We start from the raw sequence: 13,444 nt of genomic DNA on the forward strand, positions 1-13,444 counted from the left end.
GGTGGGTGCAGTGGGGACGTCTGCGCACGAGATCGCGGTCTAAACCAAAGTCCCACCGGAGTGGGACTTTGATCATGGTTTGTCCGCCGTCGTGACGGAGAAACGGAGGGGTTGGGTCCGTGACGGGCGGCCGGCGGGCCCGGGAGAGGCCGCCGGGCTGGCCCGGGGCGGGCGTGCCGCCGGGGCCGCCGGCCGTCGCCGTTCCGGATCCCGTCCTCAGATCTCCAGGTCCTTGATGAGCTTGGCGACGTGCCCGGTGGCCCGGACGTTGTACAGGGCGCGCTCGACCCTGCCCTGCTCGTCGACGATGACGGTGGACCGGATCACCCCGGTGACGGTCTTGCCGTAGAGCTTCTTCTCGCCGAAGGCGCCGTAGGCCTCCAGGACCTTCTTCTCCGGGTCGCCGACCAGGGTGACCCGGAGGTCCTCCTTCTCGCGGAACTTCGCGAGCTTCTCGGGCTTGTCCGGCGAGACGCCGATGACGTCGTAGCCCGCCCCGGCCAGCAGCTCGAGGTTGTCGGTGAAGTCGCAGGCCTGCTTGGTGCAGCCCGGGGTGAGGGCGGCGGGGTAGAAGTAGACGATGACCTTGCGGCCGGCGTGGCCGGCGAGCGAGACCTCGTTGCCGTCCGCGTCGGGCAGGGTGAAGGCGGGGGCGGTGTCGCCCGGCTGCAGTCGCTCGCTCATGACACTCCTCAGGTGATGCGGTTGCTGCCGGAGAGATTAGTCGCGGATATGGGGGTGCCATGGGGCACGTCCCTGGTGGAGCTGACAGACTGTCCACGCAGGATCGGCCCGAGACGATGGAGGCAGCGCGGTGTCGGATGCCAGGACCCCGGCGCAGATCGAGGCGGACATCGCCCTGAGGCGCCAGGCGCTCGCGGTGACGCTCGACGAGATCGCGGTGCGGGTGCACCCCAAGACGATCATGGGTGACGTCAAGGCGCGGGCGGCGGCGACGGTGGACCGCACGGCGGGCCGGGCGTACGTGGTCGTGAACCGGACGCTGACGGACGCCCGCGGCCGGCTGGTCTCGGAGGACGGCGCGCCGCGGCTGGAGCGGATCGTGCCGGTGGCGATGGTCGCGGTGGCCGTGGTGGGCCTGCTGGCCGTCTCCACGCGGCGCCGCCGGGGCTGACCGGCGGGGTTGACCGACGGGGCTGATGCCCTGGGCCGGCTCCCCGGTTACCCGAGCCGGCTACCCGGGCTGATCACCAGAGCTCATCACCGGGCCCGATTTCCCGGACTCATCACCAGGGCTGAGGCCCCCGCCCGCCCGGTCGCCCCAGCCGCGGCGCGGAGGGCGGTTCCGGCGCAGGCGCCGCCGGGCACCGGTGGGGCGCCCACGGGCGGATCTCCGCCCCCTAGCCCTGGGGTGCCGCACGGCCAGGTACGGTCATGACGTGAGTGCGAACCCTACCCACGACAAGCTGCCCATCCGGATGCTGCACGACCGTGTGCTGGTCCGGACCGACACCGCGGAGGGCGAGCGCCGTTCGACCGGCGGCATCGTCATTCCCGCGACGGCGGCGGTCGGCCGTCGGCTGGCCTGGGCCGAGGTGGTCGCCGTCGGGCAGAACGTCCGGACCGTGGAGCCGGGGGACCGGGTGCTGTACGACCCGGAGGACCGCGCCGAGGTCGAGGTGCGCGGGGTGGCGTACGTGCTGATGCGGGAGCGGGACCTGCACGCGGTGGCCGCCGAGCGCCTGGAGGGCTCCGAGGACTCCACGGGCCTGTACCTCTGATCCGCTGCCCGAGCTCCTGACCTGCTCGTCGAGCTCCCGGTGACCGTCCGTCTCCGGGGGCTCTCCCCTTCCGCTCAGCCGACGCCCCGGCACCCTACGGCCGGTCCCAGGGCTCCCCGTCGGGGAAGATGATGTCCGTTCCGTCCCCCGGTGCGGTGGCCGTGGGGCTCGGCGCCTCGGTGGGTGCGGTGGGGGTGATGGTGGCCGGCGGGGGCGGTGAGGTCGGCGGGACGGACGTCGGCGGGGTGCCCGGCACGCTGGGTGACGTGGAGGGCTCGCCGGACTCCGAGGGCTCCCCGGAGGGGCTGACGGACGGGCTGCCGGACGGCTCGGCGCCGCTCTCCAGATCCAGGTCGAAGGACTTCGCGGGGCTGCCGGCGAGAGCCGCGGCCGTGTACTGGCCCCAGATCTTCGCCGGGTAGCCGCCGCCGTTGATCCGGGGCAGCCCGGTGGCCCCGTAGAGCGGCTTCTGCTCGCCGGTGTCGGGGTCCTGGCCCATGACGGCGATGACGGTGGCGAGGTCGGGGGTGTAGCCCGCGAACCAGGCGGCCTTGTCCTCCTCCGCGGTGCCGGTCTTGCCCGCGGCCTCGCGTCCGGCCGACCGCGCGGCGGTGCCGGTGCCGCTCTCCACCACGCTCCGGAGGATCGAGGTGGTGGTGTCGGCGGCTTCGCGCGGCACGGCCTGCCGGACAGCGCCCGGGTCCGGCAGGGTGAGGTCCTGGCCGCCCTTGGTGACCTTGGAGACCAGGCTGTAGGTGCCGTGCCGGCCGTGGTCGGAGAGCGTGGCGTAGGCCTTGGTCATGTCGAGGACGCTGGCGTTGACCACGCCGAGGGAGACGGACTGGCGTGCGCCGCGGAGCCCGGGGGCGGATTCCGGTACGCCGAGGGCGATCGCGGTCCGCTTGACCCGGTCCGGGCCGACGTCCTCGCCCATCTGCGCGTAGACCGCGTTGACGGAGTTGTCGGTGGCGTCGGTGACGCTGATCTCCCCGTAGTCCTTGTCGTCCTCGTTGGCGGGGGCGTAGCCGGTCGCGCCGTCGGCCCCCTCCACCATGCGCTTGTTGGTGCCGTCGTAGACGGTGTTCGGGGTGATCCGCTGCCCGTCCCGCGTGGTGGAGCCGTGCTGGACGGCGGAGGTGAAGACGAACGGCTTGAAGGTGGAGCCGACCTGGTAGTCGCGGCGGGTGGCGTTGTTGACGTACTGCTTGGTGTAGTCGATGCCGCCGTACAGGGCGACGATCCGCCCGGTGGCCGGGTCGATGGAGGCGCCGCCGGCCCGGACGTACCGGTCGACCGGGCGGGTCTCGCTGAGCCGGTTCATCAGCTGGTCCCGCACGGCGCCGACGAGGGCCTGCTGCTTCGGCTTCTGCAGGGTGGTGGTGATCCGGTAGCCGCCGCCCTGGAGGGTGTCCGCGTCGAGGATCCGCTGCTCGGCGAGGTCGGCGTTGACCGCTTCGACGAGGTAGCCCCGCTGGCCGGAGAGCCCGGCGGGGGCCTTGCTGCGGCCGGGGGTGGGGAAGGCCATGCCGGCGCGTTCGGCCGGGCCGAGCCAGCCCTTGTCGACCATGCCGTCGAGGACGTAGTTCCAGCGGGCGACGGCGTGGCCCCGGTTCTCGGGGTGCGCGACGACGTCGTAGGCGCTGGGGGCGTTGAGCAGCGCGGCGAGGTAGGCGCCCTCGCCGGTGGTCAGCTTGTCGGAGTCGGTGCCGTAGTAGGCCTGGGCGGCGGCCTGGATGCCGTAGGCGTTGCGGCCGAAGTAGCTGGTGTTGAGGTAGCCGGTGAGGATGTCGTCCTTGCTCTCCTCGCGGTCGAGCTTGATCGCGATGAAGAACTCCTTCACCTTGCGGGTGACGGTCTGTTCCTGCGCCAGGTAGTAGTTCTTGACGTACTGCTGGGTGATGGTGGAGCCGGACTGCTTGCCCTTGCCGGTGACGGTGTTCCAGGCGGCGCGGAGCATGGCCTGGGGGTCGACGGCGGACTCGGAGTAGAAGTCCCGGTCCTCGGCGGAGAGCACGGCGTGCTGCACGGTGCGGGGGACCTGGCTGAGGGGCACGTTCTCCCGGTTGACCTCGCCGTCCCGGGCGAGCGGGGAGCCGTCGGCGTAGAGGTAGACGTTGCTCTGCTTCACGGCGGCGGAGTTGGCCGGCGGGATCTCGACGAGCAGGTAGCCGGCGACGAAGCCGCCGGTGAGGAGGAGCAGGATCAGCAGCAGCCCGCCGAGGACCGTCCGCCAGGTGGGGAGGAGCCGGCGCAGTCCGGTGCGCCGCGGCCTCGGCGGCCGGGCGTCCTGGGCCGGCCGGCCCGGAGAGGTGCTTCCCCGGCCGTATCGCCGCTCCGGATCGTGACTCATGTACTTAGGGACTCCTCGGCCACCGCCGGGGGTTGCCGCGGCGGGGTGTCGTGTCGGTGGTCGCTCGTACTCCCCTGGGTCCCGCTGCGGGCGGGCTCTCGCAGGCGGGTACCCACATGGGGAACTGTTCCATCACCTGCCCCGTACCTTTCGGGTGCCGCGCTCCCGATACCGCTCCGTGACAGGCCGAATGGCTCTGACCCGCCACTCCAACGAGTGACTAATCGATGGCAGCGCGTCCGCCGGTTGGGCTAGGCTCCTGCACTTTGGTGCGGACGGGCGGACGGCCATGGGGGGCGGGGCATGCGGTTGTACGTGGCCGTGGCGGTGAGCGGCTTCCGGCGCTTCGCGACGTACCGGGTGGCGACGGCGGCGGGGGTGTTCACCAACACCGTCTTCGGTTTCATCATGGCGTACACCTACATCGCCCTGTGGGACGAGCGGCCGGGGCTGGGCGGTTACGACCTGCCGGAGGCGCTGACCTTCGTGTGGCTGGGCCAGGCGTTGCTGATGACCTCGGCGATGATGGGCGGCGGATTCTCGGACGAGCTGGTGGAGCGGATCCGCACCGGGGACGTGGCGATCGACCTGTACCGGCCCGCGGACCTCCAACTGTGGTGGCTGGCGGCGGATCTGGGGCGGGCGGCGTTCCACCTGCTGGGCCGGGGGATCCTGCCGATGGTGCTCGGGTGGCTGGCGTTCGAGCTGGTGCTGCCGGCGCGCCCGGTGGTGTGGGCGCTGTTCCTGCTGTCGGTGGCGCTGGGCGTGGTGGTGAGTTTCGCGATCCGCTATCTGGTGGTGCTGACGGCGTTCTGGCTGCTGGACGGCAACGGGGTGAGCCAGATGGCCAATCTGGTGACGGTGTTCTTCTCGGGGATGCTGCTGCCGTTGCCGCTGTTCCCGGGCTGGCTGGGGGAGTTGGCGCGGGTGCTGCCGTTCTCGGCGCTGCTCCAGGTGCCGTCGGATGTGTTCCTCGGCCGGGTCGTGGGCCGGGATCTGGTCGGGGCGCTGCTGTTCCAGGTGGCCTGGGCGGTGGCGCTGCTGGGTGCGGGGCGGGCGCTGCAGTCGGTCGCCACCCGGAAGGTGGTGGTGCAGGGTGGCTGAGATTCCCGGGGCGGCGGCGGACCGCGGGACGTCCGGTGCGGCCGCGTCCGAGGCGTGGCCCGCGGACCGGCCGCTGGTGGCGGGGCTGCGGGCGTACGGGCTGATCGTGGCGATGTGGATGCGGTCGACGATGACGTACCGGGCGTCGTTCCTGATGACGGCGTTCGGCAACTTCGCGGCCACGGCCCTGGACTTCGCGGCGATCCTGCTGATGTTCTCGCACATCACGGTGTTGGGCGGCTTCACGCTGCCGGAGGTGGCCTTCCTCTACGGCACCTCGGGGGTGGCGTTCGGGCTGGCCGATCTGGCGATGGGCAGCATGGACCGGCTGGGCCGGCGGGTGCGCGACGGCACGCTGGACACGCTGCTGGTCCGGCCGGCGCCGGTGCTGGCGCAGGTGGCGGCGGACCGGTTCGCGCTGCGCCGGCTGGGCCGGATCAGCCAGGGGCTGCTGGTGCTGGGCTGGGCGCTGACCCGGCTGGACATCGACTGGACGCCGCTGCGGCTCCTGCTGGTGCCGCTGATGCTGCTGAGCGGGGCGGCGATCTTCGCGTCGGTGTTCGTGCTGGGCGCGGCGTTCCAGTTCTGGGCGCAGGACGCGGCGGAGGTGCAGAACTCCTTCACCTACGGCGGGAACACGCTGCTGCAGTATCCGCCGACGCTGTTCTCCAAGGATCTGCTGCGCGGCGTGACGTTCGTGGTGCCGCTGGCCTTCGTCAACTGGCTGCCCGCGCTGTACGTGCTGGGCCGCGAGGATCCGCTCGGCCTGCCGGACGCCGCGGCGTTCGGGTCGCCCGTGGTGGCGGTGGTCTGCTGCGCGCTGGCGGGGGCTGCGTGGCGCGTGGGGTTGCGGTCGTACCGGAGTACGGGGAGCTGAGGGCTGGTGGTGACGGTGGACGAGGCGCGCTTCATCGATCTGGACGGGGTCGAGAAGGTCTTCGAGGTACGGCGGAAGGCCGGGTTCCTGCGCCGGGAGCGGCACGAGGTGCGGGCGGTCGACGGGCTGTCCTTCGGGGTGGCGCGCGGCGAGATGGTCGGCTACATCGGCCCCAACGGCGCGGGCAAGTCGACGACGATCAAGATGCTGACGGGGATCCTGGTGCCGAGCGGCGGCCGGCTGCGGGTGGCGGGCATCGACCCGGCGAAGGAGCGCACCCGGCTGGCGCGGCGGATCGGGGTGGTGTTCGGGCAGCGGACGACGCTGTGGTGGGACCTGCCGCTGCGGGACTCGTACGCCCTGGTGCGCCGGATGTACCGGATCCCCGACGCGCGCTACCGGGAGAATCTGGACCGCTGTGTCGAACTCCTGGATCTGGCGCCGCTGCTGGAGGTGCCGGTCCGTCAGCTGTCGCTCGGACAGCGGATGCGGGGCGACATCGCCGCGGCCCTGCTGCACGATCCCGATGTGCTGTATCTCGACGAGCCGACGATCGGGCTCGATGTGGTCAGCAAGGCGAAGGTGCGGGGCTTTCTGCGGGACCTCAACGCGGAGCGCGGCACCACGGTGCTGCTCACCACCCACGACCTCACCGATATCGAGCAGCTGTGCGAGCGGGTGATGGTCATCGACCACGGCCGGCTGATGTACGACGGCGGGCTGGACGGGCTGCACGCGGTGGGGGAGAGCGAGCGGATGCTCGTGGTCGACCTGGAGCGCGAACTGCCGCCGATCGACGGCATCCCGGGGACCCGCACGGTGAAGGTGGACGGCCCGCGGCAGTGGCTGGCGTTCCCCGCCGCCAGCAGCGCGGCGCCGGTGGTGGCGGCGGTGGCCGCGCAGTACCCGCTGGTGGACCTGTCGGTGCGGGAACCGGCGATCGAGGACGTCATCGCCACGATGTACGCGGACCGGTCGGCGGTGTGAGCCGCGGCGGGCGGGGCCGCCCGAGCGTTCGGGCGCAGGCCGGCGGCCGCGGCGGCGAAAGCGGGCACCCCGGGCGTCCGCCCGCGCGTCCGGGCACAGGCCTGACCCGCCCTCCCCGCATCCCGACGCGGGCCTGACCCGCCCGCGTATCCCTGCGCTGGCCTGACACGCCCACGCAGCCCGGCGCACACCTCACCTGCCCGCGCTCCCCGCCGCAGACTGACCCGCCCGCGCACCCCGCCGTGGGCGGGGCACGCAGCGGCCCTGACCGAGGCGGGACACACAGCGACCCCGACCGGGGCGGGACACGCAGCGACCCCCGGCTCGCATCGAGCCGGGGGCCGGGGGCCGGTGAGGGTCCGGAGCGGGACGGTCAGAGCGAGGCCGGGGCCGAGCCCTTCAGGTGCTCCAGGTTCAGGGCCCGCGCCATCTGCCGGAAGCCCTCATCGCTCGGGTGCAGATGGTCGCCGGAGTCGAAGCGGGGCATCAGCCGCATCGGGGCCGCCGGGTCGCGGAGCGCCAGGTCGAAGTCGACGACCTCGTCGAACACCCGGCCCGCGCGGATCTCCGCGTTGACCTGCTCCCGCACGTCGTTGAGCCGTGGGGTGAAGCCGCGGTGGCCGCCGAACGGCATCAGCGTGCCGCCGACCACCCGCAGTCCGCGGGAGTGCGCCTGCTGCACCAGCTTGCGCAGTCCGTCGGTGATTTCCTTTGCGTCCGCTCGGGCCGGATTGCGCAGGATGTCGTTGACGCCGAGTTCGACCACGACCGCCTTCACGCCCGTCCCGCCGAGCACATCGCGCTCGACCCGGCTCAGCGCGCTGGGGTTGTCCGGCGGGAACTTCGTGCCGTCGGTCAGCACCCGGTTGCCGCTGATGCCCTGGTTGAGCACGCCGTAGCGGGGCGCCCCGGGCTCGGTGCGCAGCCGCTCGGCCAGGTAGTCCGGCCAGCGGCGGTTGCCGCCGGCGGTCGAGGTGATGCCGTCGGTGATGGAGTCGCCGAGGGTGACGACCGCGCCGCGCGCCTCGTTGGTGAGGACGTCCACGCCGGTGAGGTAGCGCCAGGACGGGGTCTGCTCGGTGTAGGTCGTGCCGGCCGGGTCCTCGGCGCGGTCGCCGCGCGCCAGGTAGGAGATCTGGCGGGCGTGCGGGTGGTAGGTGACCGGCCCGGAGGGGCTCGGCGAGTATGTGGTCACCAGCAGGTCCGCGGCCTGCGGGATCTCCAGCCGGGTCGGGTCGCTGACGATCGACTGCCCGGTGGGGATCGTCACGTAGGAGTTGCCGGCGAAGGTCAGCCGGCGCATGGTGCCCTGCGCCGCGGTCGGGTTGTTCGGCGCGGCGGCCACGGCGAGCGTGGCGTGGCTGATGGTCAGCGGCCGCTTGCCGAAGAGGTTGGACAGCTGGATGCGGGCGCCGTTGCCGCCGACGCTGGTGTGAATCACGTTACGGATGGACATGCCCGCGTACCCGTCCGGAGTGTTCGGCTCCGCTGCGGCGGGTGATGTGGCCCAGGTCCCGACCCAGGTGCCGGCGGAGGCCTGTGCGGCGCCGCCCCGGGGCTTGGTCGCGGTCGTGCCCAGGCTGTTGTCCCGGCCACCGACCCCGATGTAGATCGCGGTGGAAATGATGATCACCACTGCCGCGAACGCGGCGAGCAAGCCAAGGTGCTTGCGTGAAAAGCGAGCGTGGCGCATGGCCATGCGCGGTGTGTCTCCTCGGACAGGGAGCCCGAGGCTCCGTTTGGCGGGGGTGTGGATGTCCGGTTGGCGGCGACTGCGGTGGCGCGGTCCTACGGACCCATCATGATCCCATGGTCGGGACTCCTCCTCGGCCGGGGGCCGGGTTCCTTGTCCCGTCCTCAGAGACGCCGGGAACCGCTGGTTCGTTCCCTCGGTACGGCCATTAACTACGTCACATGGGAACAATGCACGGGGGGACGGTGCGGACGGGTGGAGCGCATGGATCGTACGAAGTCGAACGGCGCCGATCAAGAAGTCGGAGCCGATGGAGCCGGACGGGTGACGGCGGCCCGCGGCGCCTTTCTCTACAGCGCCGCGGACGCGGAGCGGCAGCGAGGTGTCCGGCGGATGAAGACCTTCGCCACGGGCCTGCTGCTGCTCGTCGCCGTGGTCTACGGGCTCGCCGCCTGGGGCCGTGCCGCGGGCGCCGGGTCATGGGCCGGCTATGTCGCCGCCGCGGCCGAGGCGGGCATGGTGGGCGCGCTGGCCGACTGGTTCGCGGTGACGGCGCTGTTCCGCCACCCGCTGGGCCTGCCCATCCCGCACACCGCCATCATCCCCACGAAAAAGGACACGTTGGGGCAGACCCTGGGCGATTTCGTCGGTGAGAACTTTCTCTCCTCCGACGTGGTGCGGCAGCGGCTGCGGGCCGTGGGCATCGGCAGCCGCCTCGGCGCCTGGCTGGCCGAGCCCGCCAACGCCGCCCGGGTGACCGGGGAGCTGTCCACGGCGCTGCGCGGCGCACTGACGGTGCTGCGGGACTCCGACGTCCAGGCGGTCGTCGGGGAGGCCGTCACCCGGCGCGCCGAGGCTCAGGAGGTGGCGCCCGGGCTGGGCCGGATGCTGGAGCGGCTCCTCGCCGACGACGGGCACCGCCGGGTCGTGGACCTGGTCTGCGTCCGCGCCCACGACTGGCTGGTGCGGCACGGCGACTCGGTGATGGACGCGGTCACCGGCGGGGCCCCGGGCTGGACGCCGCGGTTCGTCGACAGGCGGGTCGGGGAGCGCGTCTACAAGGAACTGCTGCGGTTCGCGAGCGAGATGCGCGACGAGCCCGACCACCCCGCGCGCGGCGCCGTGGACCGCTTCCTCACCGACTTCGCCCTGGACCTCCAGCGGGACCCGGACACCCGGGAGCGGGTGGAGCGGCTGAAGCGGGACATCGTGAACCGCGCCGAGGTGCAGGAACTCATCGCCTCCACCTGGGGTTCGGTGCGCGCCATGATGGTGGCGGCGGCCGAGGACGAGGACAGCGAACTGCGCCTGCGGACCAGGACGGGCCTCATCTCGCTGGGCACGCGCATGGCGTCGGACGAGCGGCTGCGGGGGAAGGTCGACGGCTGGCTGGAGGACGCCGCGGTCCATGTGGTGACGACCTACCGGAACGAGATCACCCTGCTCATTACGGACACGGTTGCGGCCTGGGACGCGGAGCAGACCTCTCGCAAGATCGAGGCCCATATCGGGCGCGACCTGCAGTTCATCCGGATCAACGGCACGGTCGTCGGCGCGCTGGCCGGACTGGTCATCTACTCCGTCTCCCGGGCCCTGGGGGCCTGAGCCGCCGGGCCCGGGGCGCGGCGGGCCTCGGCCCAACGGCGCGTAGCCCTACGGTGCGTCGCCCGCCTCCGGAGCGCCCGCCTCCGGAGCGCCCGCCTCCGGAGCGCCCGTCTCCGGGATGTCCGCCTCCGGACCGTCGCCGTCCGCCGTCCCGAACGCCCTCAGCCCGCTCCTCAGCTCGATGAGCGTGTCCTCGGCCAGGCCCTCCAGGAAGACGGGGCACACCCAGGCGTCCAGGGCGACGTCCTCGTGCTCCGCCTCGTCCTCCTCGTCCCACCCGTAGTACTCGGCGATCTCGGCCCGGCCGCCGGGGCTGCGGAGCTGGTAGCCGACGCTGTTCATCTCGTCGACATCGCCGGTGTCGGGGTGCTCCCCCGGGGCGTGCGTGCAGGGACGGCCGTCCAGCAGCGGTACGGCCTCTTCGATTCCCTTGATCATCGCTTCGAGCACCGAGCGTTCCGTGACCCGCTCCGAGGTCGCGTACCAGCAGGTGGCGTTCATGGTCACCAGGAAGCCGGCCAGCGCACCGCGGGTCGGCCGGCCGGGCAGGCTGTCGGCCTCGCTGGTCAGTTCCTCGTACGGATCGCAGTAGGGGTAGTCGTTGACGATCCCGGAGAGGGTCTTCCGGCGGCTCTCGTGGTACTTCGGAGCCCCCACGGGCACGCGCCGGACGGAGAACGGGGCGATCACGTCCGCGGCGAGACGGGCCCACCCCGCGACGTTCCCCGGGCACAGCACCCGCTCCGGGTCGGTGTCCCCTTCCTCGGCAGCGCGCTCGTCGGTCAGCAGCCCGGTGTCACCGAGCCAGATCTCGTCCTCCAGCGCGTCCATCTCGGCCTCGAAGGGGTGGCTGTCGTGCGAACAGGGCTGCCCGTCCAGCGCCTTCACCGCGGCGTGCAGGGCATCGAGGGCCGCCTGCTCGGCCAACCGCCCGGGACGCCAGGCGAGATACCCCGTCAGCGTCACCAGTCCGGCCACCCACACCCGGGCCTGCTCCCCGCCCGGATCGGCGGCGAGACGGCGGGCGCAGTCGAGGACGAGGGGGCCCGCCTCCTCCGCGGGGGACGACGTGTGGACGCTCTGCCAGGCGTCGGCGAGTTGGGGGACGGTGAGGCCGGTGGGATCGATCATGATCGTCACGACGGACCGGCGGACCGGATGGTTCCCAGTTTCTCGAACTGCCCTTCGGGCGGCGCTCGGACAGCGGGTGCCGTCCGGACAGCGCGGGCCGCCCGGACGGCCCGTCGGCCGCGGGACGCCCTGCCGCCGCGTACGCGAAGGCCCGTCCGACGGGGTGGTCGACACCCCGTCGGACGGGCCTGGTCACACGGTCCGGTCAGCGACGGCGCGGTCCGCTGGAGCAACGCCGTCCGCCCGGACCACGTTCTCCGGCCCGGACCGTTCGGCCCGTCCGGATCACGCCTCCGGTCAGGCGGCCGTGGGCATCAGCACCCGGGCGTCGCCCTCCTGGTTGTTGTGCCGCTCCGTCCAGTTGAGCAGCGCCGTGTGGCACGCGTGGTCCAGGTGCCGCAGGTCCAGCAGGTCGAGCTCGATCGGACGGTCCGTCGGCAGCGCCTCCAGGGTGTCCAGGATCCGCGGCAGCCGCAGGAACGTCGCGTTGCCCGAGATGACCACCCGCAGCGGCGGGCCGTCCGTCACCGGCGTCCCGCCGTCCGTCGCCGGCCGTCCGCCGTCCGCCGGCGCCTCTTGCCCGGACGCGCCCTCGCGCCCGGCCTTCGCGCTCTCCAGAACCGAGCCCGCGACCTCGCGCCGGTGCTCCGGCGCCGCGCCCCGGTCCTCGACCCGGACGTGCACATGGGAGGTCTCCCAGGCCGTCTTCGCCACGGCGAGCAGCAGCCCGATGATCACGCCCTCGAACATGTTGGTGACGACGATCGCGACGGCCGTCGCGATGAGGACCAGCGCCTCACCGCGGTGCTCCCGCCACAGCGGCGCCAACTGCTGCACCGGGATGAGCTTCCACCCCGAGAAGACGAGGATGCCGGCGAGCGAGGCCACCGGGATCAGGCCGAGCGCCGCGGGGAACAGAGCCGCGAACAGCAGCAGCCACACCCCGTGCAGCACCCGGGACGCCTTGGTGCGCGCCCCCGCCTGGACGTTGGCCGCGCTGCGCACGATCACGGCGGTCATCGGCAGCGCGCCGAGGGCGCCGCAGATGGTGTTGCCCGCGCCCTGCGCCATCAGCTCCTTGTCGTAGTCGGTGCCGGGGCCGTTGTGCAGCCGGTCCACGGCCGCCGCGCTGAACAGGCTCTCCGCCGACGCGATCAGCGTGATGGCCAGCACGGTGCCGATCGCCCCGACGCTCAGCAGTCCGCTCACGTCGTCGAGGGACGGCGGCTGGATGCTGCCCAGCAGCCCCTTGACCTCGACCCGCTTGACCGGCAGCTGGAACACCGCGACCAGGGCCGTGGCCAGGGCCACCGCGGCGAGCGGCGCCGGCACGACCCGCACCTTCTGCGGCAGGTGCTTCCAGAGCGCCATCGCCGCGACCGTGCCCGCGCCCAGCCCCAACGCGGTCAGCGCCTCCGGCGAACCGGCCGTCCGCATCACCAGACCGGGCAGGCCCGCCAGGTTGGCCGGGCCGGAGCCGGGCGCCTTGGCGTCGGCCAGGGCGTAGAGCTGACCGGCGATCAGCACCAGTCCGATACCGGCGAGCATCCCCTCCACGACGGAGATCGAGATGGCCCGGAACCAGCGGCCGAGCTTCAGCGCGCCCATGGCCAGCTGGAGCACTCCGGCGATCAGGACGAACACACCCAGCGCCCCGACGCCGTACTCGTTGACGGCTTCGAGGATGAGGACGGTCAGTCCGGCCGCGGGGCCGCTGACCTGGAGGCTGCTGCCCGGCAGGAAGCCGGTGACGATGCCGCCGACGATGCCGGTCACCAGGCCGAGTTCCGCCGGAACCCCGGAGGCCACGGCGATGCCCACGCACAGCGGCAGGGCGACCAGGAAGACGACGACGGACGAGATGAGGTCGGCCCGCAGCGTCCTCGGGTCGGGACGCTCCCCGCGCCGCCAGGGAGCCCGCGAGAGCAGTCCCCCCGACCCGCCACCGGTGGCCC

The 13,444-nt window shown here is 72.7% G+C and carries 11 protein-coding genes; 6 read left to right on the plus strand and 5 right to left on the minus strand.

Annotated features, from left to right (window positions below; translation table 11 throughout):
• Positions 1-216: 216 nt before the first annotated feature.
• Positions 217-684, minus strand: a complete 468-nt coding sequence (bcp, locus tag ABT112_RS20640; protein ID WP_351511584.1) for a thioredoxin-dependent thiol peroxidase — start codon at positions 682-684, stop codon at positions 217-219.
• Positions 685-814: 130 nt separating this feature from the next.
• On the opposite strand from bcp, the gene ABT112_RS20645 reads away from it, so the two are divergent.
• Positions 815-1,135, plus strand: a complete 321-nt coding sequence (locus ABT112_RS20645; protein ID WP_351511586.1) for a DUF3618 domain-containing protein — start codon at positions 815-817, stop codon at positions 1,133-1,135.
• Positions 1,136-1,439: 304 nt separating this feature from the next.
• Positions 1,440-1,742 (plus strand): GroES family chaperonin, encoded by a 303-nt coding sequence (locus tag ABT112_RS20650; RefSeq protein WP_247492542.1) that lies wholly within the window; start codon positions 1,440-1,442, stop codon positions 1,740-1,742.
• A gap of 94 nt (positions 1,743-1,836) precedes the next feature.
• Here ABT112_RS20650 and ABT112_RS20655 read toward each other — a convergent pair whose 3' ends face one another.
• Entirely contained in the window at positions 1,837-4,092 is a 2,256-nt protein-coding gene (locus tag ABT112_RS20655; RefSeq protein WP_351511588.1) for a transglycosylase domain-containing protein, read from the minus strand.
• Between the two features lie 303 nt (positions 4,093-4,395).
• On the opposite strand from ABT112_RS20655, the gene ABT112_RS20660 reads away from it, so the two are divergent.
• Genes ABT112_RS20660 through ABT112_RS20670 form a run of 3 tightly spaced genes read left to right on the plus strand, consistent with a single transcriptional unit; the run spans position 4,396 to position 7,060 of the window.
• Positions 4,396-5,196 carry an ABC transporter permease gene (locus tag ABT112_RS20660; protein WP_351511590.1) on the plus strand — a complete coding sequence of 267 codons (801 nt, stop codon included), beginning with the start codon at positions 4,396-4,398 and terminating at the stop codon, positions 5,194-5,196.
• Complete coding sequence (locus tag ABT112_RS20665) at positions 5,189-6,073, plus strand: ABC transporter permease (RefSeq protein ID WP_502975401.1); 885 nt, start codon at positions 5,189-5,191, stop codon at positions 6,071-6,073. The genes ABT112_RS20660 and ABT112_RS20665 overlap by 8 nt, the downstream gene beginning before the upstream one ends.
• Positions 6,074-6,088: 15 nt before the next feature.
• Complete coding sequence (locus ABT112_RS20670) at positions 6,089-7,060, plus strand: ABC transporter ATP-binding protein (RefSeq protein ID WP_351511715.1); 972 nt, start codon at positions 6,089-6,091, stop codon at positions 7,058-7,060.
• A gap of 373 nt (positions 7,061-7,433) precedes the next feature.
• Here the strand turns inward: ABT112_RS20670 and ABT112_RS20675 are convergent, their stop codons facing one another.
• Positions 7,434-8,759: an SGNH/GDSL hydrolase family protein gene (locus ABT112_RS20675; protein ID WP_351511592.1), complete on the minus strand. Its 1,326-nt coding sequence runs from the start codon at positions 8,757-8,759 to the stop codon at positions 7,434-7,436.
• Between the two features lie 258 nt (positions 8,760-9,017).
• Here ABT112_RS20675 and ABT112_RS20680 point away from each other — a divergent pair, with 258 nt between their 5' ends.
• On the plus strand, positions 9,018-10,358 hold the full coding sequence (locus ABT112_RS20680) for a DUF445 domain-containing protein (protein WP_351511594.1): 1,341 nt from the start codon (positions 9,018-9,020) through the stop codon (positions 10,356-10,358).
• A 48-nt stretch (positions 10,359-10,406) separates the two neighbouring features.
• On the opposite strand, the gene ABT112_RS20685 is transcribed toward ABT112_RS20680, so the two are convergent.
• Together ABT112_RS20685 and ABT112_RS20690 are read right to left on the minus strand one after the other, a co-directional pair.
• Complete coding sequence (locus ABT112_RS20685) at positions 10,407-11,489, minus strand: hypothetical protein (protein ID WP_351511596.1); 1,083 nt, start codon at positions 11,487-11,489, stop codon at positions 10,407-10,409.
• 297 nt (positions 11,490-11,786) lie between these two features.
• A complete protein-coding gene (locus ABT112_RS20690; RefSeq protein ID WP_502975403.1) occupies positions 11,787-13,418 on the minus strand; it encodes a SulP family inorganic anion transporter in 1,632 nt (543 codons plus the stop codon).
• Positions 13,419-13,444 lie beyond the last annotated feature (26 nt).

Source organism: Streptomyces sp. NPDC002055, assembly GCF_040296705.1.
Classification (GTDB): Bacteria; Actinomycetota; Actinomycetes; order Streptomycetales; family Streptomycetaceae; genus Streptomyces.